This window comes from Chryseobacterium sp. JV274 (assembly GCF_903969135.1).
Lineage (GTDB): Bacteria > Bacteroidota > Bacteroidia > Flavobacteriales > Weeksellaceae > Chryseobacterium.
On the sequence record NZ_LR824569.1, the window covers coordinates 1304631 to 1321500 of the forward strand.

At 35.9% G+C, this 16870-nt stretch carries 13 protein-coding genes; 7 read left to right on the forward strand and 6 right to left on the reverse strand.

Going from position 1 to position 16870, the window contains the following annotated elements:
• Nucleotides 1-216 precede the first annotated feature (216 nt).
• From CHRYMOREF3P_RS05975 to CHRYMOREF3P_RS06005, 7 genes are all read left to right on the forward strand, one after another.
• Nucleotides 217-537, forward strand: a complete 321-nt coding sequence (locus CHRYMOREF3P_RS05975) for a hypothetical protein (protein ID WP_077418669.1) — start codon at nucleotides 217-219, stop codon at nucleotides 535-537.
• 45 nt (nucleotides 538-582) lie between these two features.
• Entirely contained in the window at nucleotides 583-2025 is a 1443-nt protein-coding gene (locus tag CHRYMOREF3P_RS05980; protein WP_180564108.1) for a contractile injection system tape measure protein, read from the forward strand.
• Between the two features lie 104 nt (nucleotides 2026-2129).
• Nucleotides 2130-3581, forward strand: coding sequence for an ATP-binding protein (locus CHRYMOREF3P_RS05985; RefSeq protein WP_180564109.1), 1452 nt, complete (start codon nucleotides 2130-2132; stop codon nucleotides 3579-3581).
• Between the two features lie 36 nt (nucleotides 3582-3617).
• Entirely contained in the window at nucleotides 3618-6770 is a 3153-nt protein-coding gene (locus tag CHRYMOREF3P_RS05990; RefSeq protein WP_180564110.1) for a peptidoglycan-binding domain-containing protein, read from the forward strand.
• Between the two features lie 11 nt (nucleotides 6771-6781).
• On the forward strand, nucleotides 6782-7234 hold the full coding sequence (locus CHRYMOREF3P_RS05995; protein WP_077418665.1) for a hypothetical protein: 453 nt from the start codon (nucleotides 6782-6784) through the stop codon (nucleotides 7232-7234).
• A gap of 189 nt (nucleotides 7235-7423) precedes the next feature.
• The gene (locus CHRYMOREF3P_RS06000) at nucleotides 7424-7681 is read left to right on the forward strand and encodes a hypothetical protein (protein ID WP_077418664.1); all 258 of its coding nucleotides are present in this window, start codon (nucleotides 7424-7426) and stop codon (nucleotides 7679-7681) included.
• On the forward strand, nucleotides 7678-8196 hold the full coding sequence (locus CHRYMOREF3P_RS06005; RefSeq protein ID WP_180564111.1) for an HD domain-containing protein: 519 nt from the start codon (nucleotides 7678-7680) through the stop codon (nucleotides 8194-8196). The genes CHRYMOREF3P_RS06000 and CHRYMOREF3P_RS06005 overlap by 4 nt, the downstream gene beginning before the upstream one ends.
• A gap of 200 nt (nucleotides 8197-8396) precedes the next feature.
• Here CHRYMOREF3P_RS06005 and CHRYMOREF3P_RS06010 read toward each other — a convergent pair whose 3' ends face one another.
• From CHRYMOREF3P_RS06010 to egtD, 6 genes are all read right to left on the reverse strand, one after another.
• Nucleotides 8397-10304 carry an amidohydrolase gene (locus tag CHRYMOREF3P_RS06010; protein WP_180564112.1) on the reverse strand — a complete coding sequence of 636 codons (1908 nt, stop codon included), beginning with the start codon at nucleotides 10302-10304 and terminating at the stop codon, nucleotides 8397-8399.
• A gap of 505 nt (nucleotides 10305-10809) precedes the next feature.
• Complete coding sequence (locus CHRYMOREF3P_RS06015; RefSeq protein WP_180564113.1) at nucleotides 10810-11967, reverse strand: MalY/PatB family protein; 1158 nt, start codon at nucleotides 11965-11967, stop codon at nucleotides 10810-10812.
• An 11-nt stretch (nucleotides 11968-11978) separates the two neighbouring features.
• Nucleotides 11979-13544 carry an ABC transporter permease/substrate-binding protein gene (locus tag CHRYMOREF3P_RS06020; protein ID WP_180564114.1) on the reverse strand — a complete coding sequence of 522 codons (1566 nt, stop codon included), beginning with the start codon at nucleotides 13542-13544 and terminating at the stop codon, nucleotides 11979-11981.
• Complete coding sequence (locus CHRYMOREF3P_RS06025) at nucleotides 13541-14461, reverse strand: ABC transporter ATP-binding protein (RefSeq protein ID WP_180564115.1); 921 nt, start codon at nucleotides 14459-14461, stop codon at nucleotides 13541-13543. Before CHRYMOREF3P_RS06025 ends, CHRYMOREF3P_RS06020 begins: the two co-directional genes overlap by 4 nt.
• A gap of 8 nt (nucleotides 14462-14469) precedes the next feature.
• The gene (gene egtB / locus CHRYMOREF3P_RS06030; protein ID WP_180564116.1) at nucleotides 14470-15660 is read right to left on the reverse strand and encodes an ergothioneine biosynthesis protein EgtB; all 1191 of its coding nucleotides are present in this window, start codon (nucleotides 15658-15660) and stop codon (nucleotides 14470-14472) included.
• Nucleotides 15661-15676: 16 nt separating this feature from the next.
• A complete protein-coding gene (egtD, locus tag CHRYMOREF3P_RS06035; RefSeq protein WP_180564117.1) occupies nucleotides 15677-16657 on the reverse strand; it encodes an L-histidine N(alpha)-methyltransferase in 981 nt (326 codons plus the stop codon).
• Nucleotides 16658-16870 lie beyond the last annotated feature (213 nt).

A 16870-nucleotide genomic window follows, 5' to 3' on the forward strand; every position in this document is an offset into this window, starting at 1 on the left:
GATTACAAGAAGTATTAATTCTACAAAAAAACACATGCATTCCTGATTAGGAGTACCACATTTTTTACCCAACAAGTTCTAAAAATTGTAAACCCGCATCACCACGAAATGATTTTTGTGTTTTACTGCAAAGACAGAATAGAGCGGTCTTATAATTCGCAAAATGGCTTTTCTTCTTTCTAATTTTGACCCAATAATTTTAAAAACTTTAATCATATGAATATTAAAAATCTTTTCAGCAAGCGCAATGAAATCATTGAAGGCCACTTTAACGAACTACGCTCAAAACTGGGGGCAGCAAATCAAAATGAAGAAGCTATTTTCTCTTTAAGGGAAGAAATTTGTAATGCATGTCCTTTAAAAAACGGCAACAATTGCAACGCAATGAAATGGCTCAATCCAGAGACACTGGAAGTGGTAGATGGTCCAAAAGATGGGTTTATCAGAGGCTGTGGATGCAGATTGAGTGCTAAACAGAGATCAAGATTCAGTCTTTGTCCTGCAGGTTTTTGGGGTGGAGAGTTCAACCAAAAGTAAAACCATTTGACTACTCCCGATATTTTATAATGTAAACCTATTAATGTGAAGCAAAATCATATCATTCAGAAAGTTTTTCTTGAAATTACCGTCAACAATAAAGAAAAAGCATTGCATATAAAAGATGATATTAACAGCTTTTTGTCTATTGATGTTTTTCCGGAAATAGAAAAGCATATCAAAGCTTTAGAATATAAATTAGCTGGTCAGACCCTGCAGATTCCCCGTTTAGAATTAAATGTGGATGTAAAAAGCAGCGCATTAAATACAGAGTTAAAAGATCAGATAGTTGAACTTTTTAAAGAAGAACTGTCAGAAATTACCAGTCCCATTGAAACTTCCCATCAGGAAACAGAAAGGGACACTAAGGCATACCTGATAGACAATCAGGAAAAGATGCTCAGGGCTTTTATCTATTTTTTAGAAAAAGGAGCTATGCCCTGGTGGAATTCGGAGAGCAATAATATGGCTATCTTGGAATCAACGGCTTTTGACCGTCTTATTTCGTCCGATAGCTTTCAAAAGAACATTCTATCTGTTTTGTCAAAAGAAAATGTTAAAAATCGGATTATTAATCAGCTTTCCAATGAACAAATTGCACAATTATGTTTGGCAATTCTGAAAAATAAGGAATTGAAGATCAACCTGGGAACCGATACAATACATTATATATCAAAACTGAATCATACGGATAGAATTGCAATATGGCGTTTGATCTTCAATGTAATATCGGAGTATTTGAATACATCCAATACCCATCCACGGGAGTATCTTTTACAGGAAATTTCAACAATAGAACAGATTGGCTTATCACAAACAAAAAGCAATCATCAGAACAGGAAAGCAGTAGTTAAGATATTCCCTTTTATTACAGAAAATGAAATTTCTGAAAGCATCAAAACGAATGCTGCAGAGCTACCTGAGAATGTAACAGCTTTAATAGAAACTATTCAGGAAAAAGATACAGAAACTCAGGCAGAGGTAAACCAGAACGAGGGACAATACATTCAAAATGCAGGGCTTATTTTGATCCACCCATTCATCAAAACCCTGTTTGAACATTGTGAGCTCATTGATCCAAAAACCCAGCAACTCACTGATCCGGAATTGTGTGCCCATCTATTGCATTATATCGCTGCCGGAAAAACAAATGCTCCGGAATACGACATGATTTTTGAAAAATTTCTGTGTAATATTCCGATGCACCAAACAATTAACAGGCATATTAAACTTTCACGTAAGCATAAAACACAGGCCAAAAATGTAATAGAAAGTGTACAGCACAACTGGGCTCCTATGAAAAAATCATCTGCTGCACTATTACAAAACGAGTTTTTCCAGCGACCGGGGAAATTAACCATTACCGACTCTGATTACACCCTTATCGTAGAACGAAAAACACAGGATATTCTTCTTGAAAAGCTTTCCTGGGGAATTGGTCTCGTAAAACTCCCCTGGCAGAAAAAATTCATATTTGTAAACTGGTAACAGGTTACATTTTCTAAATACTCTGAAACTTTCCAAATACTCTAAAGTTGCTGATTTTACATCAGCAATACCTCACTGCAACACTATTAATTCAAAATAAGATTATGAAATCTCATATTAACCATGAAGACCCGTCATTAATAAAAACAAAAATTAATGAAAAAACGGAAACAATCAATCCCCTATTCCAAGCCAATACTGTAAATCATAACTCTTTAAATGAAGAAATGAAATGGCTGCAATTCCTTATTGAAAAGCGATGCAAAGAGTTGTTTCTGGAAGATGAGACAGAATTGAATGTTGGTTATGAAATACCTGAACCTCCAAAATCAGACGATAAATCTCCTTATTCGGTTACGGTAAATACCCATCAGCTTACCGTTGTGGACAGAATAATCTTAGCGCTGGGCATTGCTTCAGCTCATTATCCGTCCGTTCTGAAAACATTTGTGCAGATAGAAGAAAGCAGTAATGCATTTGCTATTGAAGCAGGTGGTGAGTATGATAAAATCAGCCGCAGCTTTAAGCCAACTTTTCAAACCGCACTTTTTTTGCTGGCAGGTAAGGATTTATCACTGTGGTCGCAGTATGGTGCACAACTCATCAATGGCAGTGTGTTGTTGAAAAATGATATTATTTACAATCGTTCTTCAGCAGAATTTATTCATGGAAAGATTGAACTGGATACCGCTTATCTCAATTATTTTTTATCAGGTCAGAAACCACAGCTGGACCATGGTTCTTACTTTCCCGGCAGGCTTTACAAATCTGATCTCACCATGGAAGATATTATTTTGGAAGATAATGTACAAGATCAGATAAAACCCATTGGCCACTATATAAAAGCATTGGAAAACGGCTTTTTCAAAACCAATGAGCATAGCTTTAAACCAGGCTTTATTGCTTTATTCTACGGTGCACCGGGAACGGGAAAAACGATGCTGGCCGGTATTCTTGCTACTACATTTGGTATTGATATGTATCATGTAGATCTCTCACAAGTAGTGAGCAAATACATTGGTGAAACTGAGAAAAATCTTGAAGTATTATTCAACAGGCTGCAGGGTAAAAACTGTATGCTGTTTTTTGATGAAGCCGACGCTTTGTTTGGGAAACGTTCTGATGTAAAAGATGCTCATGACCGCTACGCCAACCAGGAAGTTTCGTATTTGTTGCAGCGAATAGAAAAATTTGACGGATTAACAATCCTGGCTTCCAATTTTGAAAACAATATGGATGATGCTTTCAAACGCCGTATCGATGTTTCTATCAATGTAATACGACCGACAGAAATTACCAGAAAAGCCCTTTGGGAGCATTATTTGCCTAAAAATATAACTTTTGAAAGTGAAGACCTTTTAAAACATTTAACCAAAGAGTATACTTATACAGGTGCTAATATCCGAAACATTATGAAAAATGTTGCTATGGCATTACATGACCGTAATGAAACCATTATTACTTATTCTCTAATCAGTACTTATTTAATGATAGAAAACGAAAAAGCTTTCGGAAAAAATCAATCCCGTCTCAGCCCATTTGTACAAAACCCTTAGCACAGCATAATAAACACTCATCTAATAACCAATACCATGAGCAGACACAAAAAAACATTTGCGCCCAGGGCCGGCAGGTCCGATAAGCAAAAAACCAATAATAAAGAGGATAAAGAAAAGTCTGAGCAGATCACCGATCAGGACAGCAAAATATCTCTCGCAAAAACAGAAGTTACCCAAATAACGTATGTCCCTTTCAGGAACAGGGCATTTAAAAAAATCGAAAAAGGTTCATCCAGCATACAGTTTTCCAACAGCGGATTGCATGTATTGGCTCTGAATAACGCACTCAACGCATTAGGCCACAATGTACCCGAAAACGAAGTTTCTTTTGGAGATAAGACTAAAATTGCACTGATCAATTTCCAACAACAAAATGGGATTACAGGCTCTGGAATCTTTGATAAGGAAACTTTGTTGAAAATGAATGAGGTAACAAAAAATTTAGATGAAGGGGAAACTATCAGAAAAGCCACATTACCAAATAAAAAAGCAGAATCGGACAAAAGAAATAAAGGTACATCTGAACCTGCATCTCTTTTAGAATCTAAGCTTGAAAGTCATGAACTTTTTCAATCATCTTTCCAAACAGGCAAAGATCCTATAAAATTAAAAAAATGTAACCCTGAACATGCACTTGATTATTGTTTAATTGTTAGCTTCATTCCCACTACAAACATCCCAAAAGGAAATACAATTGAAGGATACGTTATTTATTATCAGGCAGTATATGGTGGCAGTAAAGAGAATGCGATAAAAGTAGCTGAACGCTGGGGCGAAGACGGTAGAATAAACTTTGCAGGAGAGATCAAAGCAGGCGCACCAACAAATGTAAATGTACCTCTTGAGAAATATCTGGATAATCTTTTCTTTGGAGCACCGAAAAACGAATCTGCCAGAGAAGCTTTAAAGCAAAAATTATTAGGAATTGTAGACAATGATAAAGATAAAAAAAATGAAAAGGAAATTAACAGAGAAGAACTTAACAAATTTTTAACCAACGAATACAGTAAAATTACAGAGGATAGTGAATATATAGCACTAAAAAACAAATTAAAATCATTAAAAGCACCCGAACTATCTCCAAAGGGTAAAAAAGCTGCTGCGTTTTTAGAGAAAACTCCTAAAAATAGCGAAGCACAAGACATATTAATTGAAGAGTTTGAAAAATTCGGAAAAGAAATGGCTCTTTATATGCTTCAAATTAACAGGAAATTAATTCTTACTGAGGCAGAGAGACATGGTATTTGGTTGCCATATGGAGAACATAAAAATAAATTACAGGAACTTAAAACCGGTATAGAAGCTTATAAAAAACAAATGACTGCCATACAAGCTAGTCTGCCTAGTTTTAAAGAGCAGCAAAAGCTATATCAAGAAGCATACGATGCTGTTGGCAGGGATCCTTATGCAACAGACATTCATGATCAAAAAATAAATAAAGCATCAGGAATTGAAAGAAAATACTCTGCCAGAAATGAAATCTACAGATCTATTCCTATTTTATCAATAGGTGATGATTTCAACAATAAAGGACTGAAAGCCGAAAAGCAAGAATGGGCCCCTGATTGGGAAAATTTTGATTTCAAAACCGACGAACAAATTATAACTGATTTAAAAAACAGTATTATAACACAGTTGGAAAAAATAAATGAAGCTGAAGAAAATATAATAGATGAGGATTTAGATTTCATTTGGGATTTAGGAGAACTTATTCCTATTTCTATACAACAAGCGGGTATTTCCAGCAATAAAAATGCTGTAAAAGTTATACAAGATAAAGTCCGGCAGGAAGCTAAATATGAACTTATAAAAAATATTATTCTTATAGCCGGAGGTATCATTCTTTCCATTGTATCTTTAGGACAGGCCACTCCATTTTTATTAGCTATTTTAGCCAGCGGAGGTACTTTAGCGATTAGTACATATTATGTAAAACAGGAGATTCATGACTATAACTTAAACCAAAGTCTATATGATGCCTCAATACAAGTCGGACAGGTACTGCAAGGTGACGATCCAAGTCTGGCTTGGCTGGTGCTCGCCATTGCGGGTGCTGCGTTAGATGCAGGATCATTAGCAAAAATACTAAGATCAGCTAAACCTATTTCTGTGGCAGCCAAAGCATTTAATGATGCCGACGATGCTACTAAAGCATTAGCCACATTAGAAAGTGATCTACTTAAAATCGAGGGTCTTGAAATAAAAGTAAGGGAAAATATTATTAAACAGGCTAAAATACAAGCCCAACAGCAAAAAATACTGGCTGGCTTTGTAAAAGCAAGGCAACTTACTTACGTAACAATACCAGGTTTAGCACAAACAGGCGAATTATTAGCCAGAGCAGTATTTGCTATTCGGAAAGGAATTGTTACATTTGATAGTTTTGTAGCCGAACTCAAACTAGCCAAACTCATAAGTGATACAGGATTAACCCCTGAACAATTGCTTTTGGTTAAAAATACCTTTGAAAAAGCAAAAACTTTAGCTAAAGATGACAAGCTGGCTATTGAACTTGAAAAAGCAATGGCAGATAATGACCTTGTAAAGGTGAAAAGTTTGCTAGAAGAAACTGAGAAAATTAAAGGTGAAAAACCGGTCAAAAATACTAATTTAGATGAATCAAAATCACCTAAAGAAAAGGAAACAAATTCCAGAGAGAGCAAGATTGAAGAAGAAGATATTTCTATTCCCTCTTCAATTAAAACAACAGAACAAATAATTACTGAAGCATCAGATAAATTATCTCAAATAATACCTGGTCTCTCAAAAGATCAAGCAACATTTATCTTAAAACAGGCATTTTCTAGAAACTCTTCTGTTATATTTGGTGGTAGTAGAATAAGAGGTAATTATACTCTAACAAGTGATTTAGATGTTGGATTTGGTCAATTGACAAGCTCTCAAGCAGGAAAAATAATAAAATCAAATAATGCTATTTTTGATGCCGGAAAAATTGAAGGATGGTTAAAAATGGAAACGACTAAAATAATTCCAGGTAATGAAACAAAAAGTATTGAAAGAATTACAACTCCTGAAGATTTTTTTCAGAGATCTGGTGTCAGATCAGCAGAAGATGCAAAAGCAGGTGAAGCATATGGTCCATCAGGATCTATTACAGTTGAACCAGACGGAAATATTTTTAAAATAGATATAAATGGAAACCAAACAAATATTAAATTAAATTAAAGATAAATAAGATGCAAGTATACATTAATAATCAAGAAACGAATTCTCAACATTTATTCTATGATGAACATTACTATGAAAAATATATTGAAAACAAAGAAATATATCAATTTGATATAAATATTGAGCTAGATATTTTCAATAAAATAATGCAACCCAAGTATGAAGAATTGTTGAATGAATTAATAGAAGATGATAAACAAACCGGTGAAAACTATGCCTTAGAATTATTTGAAAATCTTACCGAATATCCTTCTTATGAAGATATTTTGAATGACTCAAAAATTGGAATGAAAGAAAAAATGAGCTATCTTAATACTTTTTTTATATCACAAATTTTGAATGTGTATTTTAGTCAGAAAAGTAACTTTGATAATAAACGTTGGGTAATAAGGGAAGTTTTGTATCTAAATCAAAAAGAAAATAATGTTATAATCAAGGGTAATGCCCAAAAAATAGATTAATTATAGTAGTACAAACAAATTATTCTATTCTTAATATTATCAATAAATTGTATCAAGGTTAGCTCAAAAATGAGCTAACCAGCTCTCCGAAGTCTCCCGACTTCGGAGAGTTTTATTTCAAACAAATCGCTAAACAGGCTGCAGAATATAAAAAAATAAAAACACCAAAAAATATAAATTTACTTGAAAATGAATAAAAAAGATACAATAGAAAAGATTTTATATTATCACTTTGAAATAGAAAAGATCAATAATAAGGAACACTATTCACTACTAAGAGCGGTAATGTATAAAGACTCAGGATTACAGGGAGAAGAATACTATAATGGAGAATGGCATAGAGAAAAAGCAGCATTAAGTTATTATCCGGATCCAACACCGGGAGAATTTGTAGATGAAATCAGAGCAAAAGAGATCATGAAAATAATAGATAAAGAAGTAAGATGAATTATAAAGACCAGCTGTATAATGCTAGAAAATTTGCAATAGAAAAACACAATCGTCAGCACTATGGAATATACCCCTATGAAATTCATTTAGGCAATGTAGTAAGTGTATTAATGAGATTTTCTATTCTCCCGACAAATCAAGAAAACACTGATATCCTGATAAGTGCATGGCTTCACGATATATTGGAAGATACTACAGTTTCAATTGAAGAATTAGAAAAAAGATTTGGAAAAAAAATTACTGAAATTGTGTATTCTTTAACTGATGGAGATGGTAAAAACAGAGAAGAAAGAAAAGACAATATGTATAATAAACTTATTCATAATCAAATTAGTATCATTGTAAAATTAGCTGACAGAATAGCTAATGTAGAGTTTTGTTTGATACAAAATAATAAGAAACTATATGATATGTATCAAAAAGAACAACCCAAACTTCAACAAATAGTATCGTCTAAAATGAATACAGAAATAGCAAATTCTCTATTAATCTACTTAAAAACATTACTGTAAAAAATCTCTATCCGAAATTGACTGCCTGATATATTTTTTTGTTACTGCTGCTAGTCAAAGCCACTATACTTTAGCTAAGAGATATTATAAAGAGTTAAAAGCAAAGTATAAATTATATTAGGGTTAATGAATCAGAGCAGAAATCATCTGCTCTGATTGATATTTAGTTAGCAACTATTTAATTTTTTCAGAACTTATTATTATTTGCCTGAAAAAATCATGTCTTTTTCGGTCTCTGTCTTTCTATTCTGATCATAGGTATATACACATATACCGCCTACCCAGGTTTCCAATACCGGAATATCCCTCATTTTCATATATTGCAATGAAGGGGTATTTAACGAAAGCGGGTTCTGTTCCAATATAACAAAATCAGCAAAATACCCATTATCTAACGATCCCACCCATTTGTCTGCATAACATTGCCATGCAGCATCATAAGTAACCGCAATCAAAGCCTGTTCAGGAGTAAGACGTTCCGCACCATTTAAAACTTCAATATCCTTTGGATTCTTTTCCATGATTCTGGTAATTGATTGTTCCATCATTCTCAAAGGACCTAACGGACTCACCTCATTATCACTGTGAAGGGTAATTCTCATTCCGGCAGCAAGCGTTGAACCGCAAAGATCGAGCATTTGTGCCTTTGCACCGAATATTACTTCCTTAAAAGCATATCCCCAGTACCCTACGTGTCCGATTAGGAAACTTGGTGAAACTCCCATCTGGAGCATATTGGTAATCTGATCTGCAGTAAGAAGTGAACAATGTTCTATACGGTTACGAAGCTCCGGACCTTTATATTGAGCCAGAGTACGCTGATACGCATTGATGGCAAATGTTACTGCCTGATCACCATTGGCATGAACCATTAATGGCCAGCCTTTTACCGCTACCACAGAATTGATCAATGTATTATAGCTTGGCGGAATTGTATGGGCAGGAATACCAGTCTGCGGGAAATTAAATACCCCTGTATTATTGGCAGGATCACACAGGTATGGAGCACTCTGATATCCGGTTAATCCCTGGTTTGAGCCATCTGAAACCACTTTAATATGTCCATAATATACAGGTTTATAGTGTTCCGGCTCTTTATAAGGTTCCAGTTTATCTACATCCTCCTGATTGGAACAAAGATGTGCCCCACCCGTTCTTACCACCTCAGGATGCGTCTCAAAATATTTGGTTAAAAGTGTTACCGAGCCCTTATTAAGCCCGGCATCATACATAAAAGTAACTCCTCTTGAATTGGCCGTGTGAAAAAGCTCGGTAAGATAACGGTTGATCTCTATGCTCATTGCAATGATCTGCAGCTTTATGGTCTTCAATGCCGGAGTCATCTGTAAACCTTCCTGCAGCTGGCCTTTCGTTTCGCTGATATATTTGTCAACAGTTTTATACTCACTTTTTATATCAGGATTATGATCAAACACATACTCTAATGCCTTCGTATTCAGATAAAGGGTATGCATTGAGGCGCTTAACAGCATCATAGGAGTATCATGATTAATCGTATCAAGGATGACATTATCAATCGTTATTAACTCTTTTTTGCCTTCTTTTTCCGTAAATGGCATTAAAGAAGGATCCAATCCTCTTCCTAAAATAACCGCTCCAGGAATTTTTGGAATGTGCCCGTTGATAATGGCCCCAACAGAAGTCAAATCGTATATTGCTTTTAAATTCTGTCCGTCAAAAGGACTCAGATCCAGCCAGCCGGTCATCATTGCCGTAGGAATCATATGAACATGGGGTTCTATCAGTCCGGGAAGTAAAGTTTGAGTGCCTGTCAATTCTTTTCTTTGAAATCCTGAATGTTTGTCATTCATATAGGTTTCTACCTGATCTGCTGTACCGGTTACAACAACTTTTCCATCAGCAAATCCAATGGCTTCAATGGTATCCGTTGATCCACCGATCATAGGCAGAATAGTACCTCCACTTACCATCAGTGTTTGTGGTTTTTCGTGGGTTGCTTTTCCGGAACCGGGATTTATTTTCGTCAGATTTTCTGCACTGAAAAGTTCTTCTTTAAGAACATCTAAAACAGGATTGTGGCAAGAGCAATGGGTGCAGCCATGCGTGTGATTGTGTTGTTTTTCCATAAGAATAATTTGGTTTTAAGTGTATGGTTTAAGCTTATTTTCTGCGTATCTATTTTTAATAAAACATTGTCTTTAGCACATAGAAAGACAACCTTGTATCGGACAAGATCTATTGTATTATTAAAATAAAAAAGGATTATTTTTAAGATATTATATTTAAATAAATATTTATGTATGAATAATTTTCATTTATTTACATGTATTAGTTTGTTTTATAAAAATAACAAAAATATTCTTTCAAGACACTTTTTTCACTCAATATTGATTATTTTTTTCTGTCTAAATTTTTAATTTACAGTACATTTTTATTTAATTCACACTTACAGCATGTAATTTTCAACATATCACAATGCATTGCCACTCAAAACCATCATGTTTTAACAACTTGTAAACACAATTAAACCAATAGTCAGGTTGTCTAAATAAAGTAAGCGCCAATTTGTGAAAATTGGCGCTTACTTTTTATCTCATTAATTCCGGTTACCATTTTTCCTGGTTTCCCGCTTTATTCCTTCAAAGATTTTTTTAACCGCTCCAGACCTTCCGTCAGGAGCTGCCTTGGACAACCGATATTGATTCTCAGGAAACCTTCTCCATTTTTCCCGTACATTGTTCCGGAATTAAGCCAGACTTTACCCTCCATCAGAAGAATTTTTGACAATTCATCAGAAGTTTTACCAAATGAGCGGCAATCCAGCCAAACCAGATAGGTTGCTTCCAAAGAAATTACTTTGATGGCAGGCAGATGTTCACCGCAAAAATCTCTAAGAAATATAAAATTCTGATATAGATAGTCTTTAAGCTCACCCATCCATTCATTTCCTTTTGTATAGGCTGAAATCAAGGCTTCTATTGCAATTGGGTTTGGATAGCTGTTTTCCTGAAGCTCTAAAGTCTTACGGGTCTGTTCCAATATATTTTTGTCCCGGGAAATCAGGTACGATATTGGTAAACCTGAAAAATTAAAAGTCTTACATGGTGAACCGCAAGTCACCGATTGCATCTCATCATTCTGAGCTACCGAAACAAACGGAATATGCCGCAGATTATTAAAAATCAAATCAGAATGAATTTCATCAGAAACCACCATCACATTATTCCGTGAACAAATCTCCGCTATTTTTTCCAAATCTTCTCTTGTCCAGACTTTTCCCACCGGATTATGCGGATTGCAGAACAACAAAAGTTTAGTTTTCGGATCAGAAGCTTTTTTTTCCAGATCATCAAAATCAATGGTATAATCTCCTCCTTCATATTTCAAATCATTGCAGACTATATGACATCCATAATTTTCTAAAATGGTGAAAAAGTGATTGTAAACAGGAGTCTGCAAAATAATATTTTCATCAGGCTTCACAAACGTACGAACGATGGCTGAAAGCGATGGAAGGATCCCCGTTGCAGGCAAAAGCCAGTCTTTTTCTATGGTAAAATGATGATTTGTTTCCCACCAATCAATCACTGACTGATGAAAGTCTTTAGGAATTGTACCATATCCGAAAATACCATGAGAAAACTTCTCAGCGATAGCCTCAATCACTTCCGGAGCGGTTTTAAAGTCCATATCAGCAACCCACATCGGTAAAATATCTTCTCTTGCCCAATCCCATTTTACAGAATCGGTTCCTCTTCTTTCTATAATTTCGTCGAAATTGTATTTCATGTTTAGGGTCATTATTTTGGATCCAGATAATTTTTCAGGTCTGAAATATTTTTAATTTTAAGTTCATCAGCCTGTTTTTTCCGCATCATCAAAGCATAAGCATTATTAAAACCAAGTGGCTGCAGCCATTCAATCCCGTACTGTTTCTGGAATTCCAGATTGACATAGTCGAACGTTTTTTCCGGGCTTTTAGAAACTTCTTCTATCGTTTTTGCCGAAGGTTTCAGCAAAACCAAAAGTCCGGTTCCTGTATATTCGGGATAAAAATCAATCGCATCATTCACCAGAGCATCAAAGCAGATTTTCGTTCCGCCAAGCCCCGTTTTCGTTTCCACTTTATAATCCGTGTAGCCTTCAATGAGCATTTTGTAAATTTCGGTAAGAATATATTGCTCACCAAAAATTTTTGAACCGATTTTTATGGTTTGAGAATTTCCTTTGCGTGGATTTTTATACAAATGTGTTTTTAATAAAAAATCTTTGGCGATTTTCTCAGGAGTCTGTTTGAGATAATCCGCTTTATAATTCAGATCTGTCATGATTGAATCATTGAATTTCCCAGCTAAAAGATTCAATGTTTTTTCCAGTTCAGGAAACTTTTTCAGAGTTTTTGTTTTGATTACCGGAGCTGCAAAATAAGGCGGGAAAATCTTCTTGTCATCCTCCAGAACATACAAATCAAAAGCTTTGATTCTGCCATCTGTGGAATATCCGCTGATGAGGTCCAGTTCTTTTTCGTAGGCTGCTTTGTACATAATGGCATCACTTACAACCAGCGGATGCGCATCAAGCCCATACACCGAACGAAGTCCCAGATCCCCATCCTGCCGTCCCATAAACTCAGGCGTAAAGCCTGCTTTAAGCTTATGATCCGACACGGAAGTCAAAAGATAAATAATACCGATAATCACCAATACTACAGGAACAATATATTTTAATTTCTTTACGGACTGATAGCTTAATTTCTGCAAAACCGCAATGGTCTGATCTAAAAGAACAGCCAGTAACGCTGCAGGAATTGCTCCGGCCAGAATCATATTGGTATTATTGAGGGAAATTCCGCCAAAAATAAATTCACCCAAACCTCCCGCCGCCACAAATGAAGCTAAAGTTGCCACCCCAACATTGATGACTGCCGCAGTTCTGATGCCCGCAATAATGACAGGCATTGCCAAAGGAAGCTGAACTTTGAAAAGCAATTGTTTTCTATTCATCCCCATTGCTTTTGCGGCTTCAGTGACCGCCGGATCTACTTCCATGATTCCGGTATACGTATTTCTGATAATGGGTAAAAGCGCGTAGATCAGCAGAGCAACAATAGCCGGAGTTGCCCCGATCCCGAAAGCAGGAATCATAAATCCCAGCAAAGCAATGCTCGGAATAGTCTGTAAAATTCCTGCAATTCCCAAAACAGAACCTGATAATTTTCTTTTTCTAGCAATTAAGATTCCTAAAGGCACACCAATAATAATGGCCAGAAACAGAGACAAAAAAGTGAGTCCCAGGTGCTGTAAAATCTGAGTAAGCAGTTTTTCATGCTGCTCTGTGATAAACTGCCAAAAACTTTGTTCACTCATACAGTCTGGAATTTTCGGTATTCATTAAAAGCTTTAATCAGATTTTCATAATCTCCGGAAAGCGAAGTATCTGCACTCAACTGCTGTAATGCATCCCATAAACCTATATTGTCTGAAAACTGAAGCTCTTCATAGAAACGATGACCATCAATCAGAGAAGTCATATCCTTCAATGTAGCCACTTTGTATTCCAGTAAAAGCCGGTTTTTGGCAAAGAAGTTTTTAACAAAATCATTTTGGGGCTGGTACAGCATTTCTTTTGGAGTTCCAGTCTGAATAATCTTTCCTTTATCCATCAGACAAATTTTATGACCTAAATCGAATGCCTCCTGAACATCGTGAGTAACCAGAATAATTGTTTTATTTTTAAGCTCTTCCAGTGATTTGAATTCTGTATGAATATCGCTTTTGGTAATATTATCCAATGCTCCGAACGGTTCATCCATCAACAAAACAGGCGAATCGGCAATCAAAGCACGGGCAATTCCCACTCTTTGCTGCTGGCCGCCGCTTAATTCGTTAGGAAAACGTGTAAGGATCTCTTCTGAAAGATGAAGCTTATGCAATAATTCACGGATTTTACCATCCGTCTTTTTTTTGTCCCATTTCAGTAAATCGGGAATGATTGCTATATTCTGTTGTATAGTATAATGGGGAAATAACCCGGAATGCTGCATGACAAAGCCAATTCCCATCCGTATCTCTTCCACTTTTTGGGACTGAATATTTTTACCGTCAATCAGAATAGTCCCGGAATCCACTTCGATAAGACGATTTATCATTTTCAGCATGGTTGTTTTTCCGCAGCCGCTTGTTCCTAAAAGCACCAAAATTTCCTTATCATTGGCCTGAAAAGAAATAGCATCCACTGCTTTTTTTCCGTTAAAACTTTTTGAAACCGATTCAACTGTAATCATAGGTAAAATTATTGTGCAAGTCTGATTCCGGTAAACTGCCACTGTAAATGAGTCTGGAAAAAGTTCCGATAGGTATTTCTGCTGTGCCCGTGCGGAGTTGCTGCTGAAGCACCACGAAGCACCATTTGATTCACCATAAATTTCCCGTTATATTCTCCTACAGCTCCTGCTTCTTTTTTATATCCCGGATACGGAAGATAAGCAGAATTGGTCCACTCCCAGCCTTTTCCCCATTCCAAATGCGCTGATGCCACTTCCCATTCAGCTTCAGTTGGCAAGCGTTTTCCTTTCCATGAAGCGAAAGCAGAAGCTTCGAAAAAACTGATATGGCAGACGGCTTCCTCCAGGTCGATTTCCTGTAAGCCGTTTAACGTATAATTCATCCATTTTCCATCAATACAATGCCAGTATAAAGGGGATTTTGCATTATTCTGTTTTACCCAATCCCAGCCTTCGGCATGCCAGTGTCTGAAATCTTCGTAACCGCCAGCTTCAATAAATTCTAAATATTCTTTATTAGTCACTAATTGGCTGCAAATCTTAAAATCATTCAGATATACTTTGTGTCTTCCGAGCTCATTATCAAAACAAAAACCTTCACCCTTAAACCCAATTTCATAAATTCCTTCTGGAAAACTTATCATTTCAAAATTTCCAGCAGTTTCTTTTTTTGAAGTATTTTCCTTTTTGTAAGCAGGAAATAAAGGATTGTGACCTAAAATATATTTGATGTCTGTCAGTAACAGTTCCTGGTGCTGCTGTTCGTGGTTTAAGCCCAATTCCAGTAAAGATTCCAGTGATTCAGTAAGATATCCGTTCTGAAGAAATTCATCCATCTTCTGATCTACATATTCACGGTATTTAAAAACATCTGAAACAGAAGGACGGCTCAGATTTCCCCTGTCGGTACGGATTACACGGGCACCGATGGTTTCGTAATAACTGTTGAACACAAAATTGTACTGAGGATCAAAAACCTCATATCCCGGAAAATTGGGCTGCAAAATAAAGGTTTCAAAAAACCAGGTTGTGTGGCCTAAATGCCATTTCGGAGGACTCACATCCACGATAGGCTGAACTACGTAATCTTCAATTTCCAGAGGACCGCAGATCTCAACGGAATGATTCCGGATTTCGGAATATTTTTTTATCCAGTTTTTATGAGGATTTGCCTGTACAAGTAATGCATCTTTTTTCATAAAAAATCATTTTAAATTATACCATCCAGATAGAATCTACAAACCAGTTTTTAGTATCTCTAATTTCAACAAGAATATGAAACCCTGAGTCTCCAGCCAGTTTTTTGATATCCTGTTCCGAAAATTTCTGAGAAACCTCCATATCAATCAGCTCATCTTTTTTAAAATGAAACAAATGATTTCCCACATGTACTTCCTGATTATAAAGGCTCACCAAAAAACTTCTGCAGGCTCCTGAAATGGGGTCATAGTTTTGATAGTGCTGAAAATTTTCCACCTTGAAATCAGCTTTCAGTTCCCGGTTGATTCTGGTAAGAAGATTAAGATTGAACGAAGCGGTAATTCCCGCAGGATCGTTATAAGCGGCAAGAATGGTGTTTGGATTTTTCTTGAGGTCAAAACCTACGAGAAACAAATCTCCGGCATTCAGTTTTCTTTTCACTTCATTGCAGAAATGTCTGGCTTCCTCACTTTCCATGTTTCCGATATTCCCGCCTAAGAAAAGGACCACTTTTTTCCTTTTCGAAATACCGGTGGCTTTATCAAGCATATCAAAATACTCTCCTTCCAGGGGTAAGATTTCCAGTTCAGGAAGTTTTTTCTTCAGGTTTTCCTGCAAAACAGAAAGAATATTTCCCGAAATATCAATAGGCATATAGGTGAAATCTGTTCCTTTTTCTACTAAATTTTTGAGAAGGTAAGATGATTTCATCGCATCGCCTGCTCCCAATTCTATCAGATCAAAAGATTCATTGATATTGGAAATCGCTTTTGCTAGTTCTTCTGTTTTATTTTGAAATATGTCCAGCTCACAATTGGTAAGATAATATTCAGGCATGACCATAATCTGCTGGAAGAGGTGGTCTCCTGTTTTGTCATAAAAATATTTTGAAGATAATTTTTTCGGATGAGCAGACAGACCTTTTAAGACATCCGCGCCGAAGTTATCGGAATAATCATTCTTAAGACGATAATTCTGTTTTACCCGCATATTCATAGTTTATATTTTGGTTTGGTTCTTCATTGAATACAACTATCTTGCCGACACCGGAATTACTTCCCGTCCTCTATAAGCTTCTCCAATTCATGTAATTAAAGATAGGTTTTATTTGCGGTTTTTATCCTACCACATCTTATGTTATTGATAAAATACTGAACAGTTGTAAAAGGGTTGTTATCATCAAACCGCTTTATCAGTACCGTTTTTCCG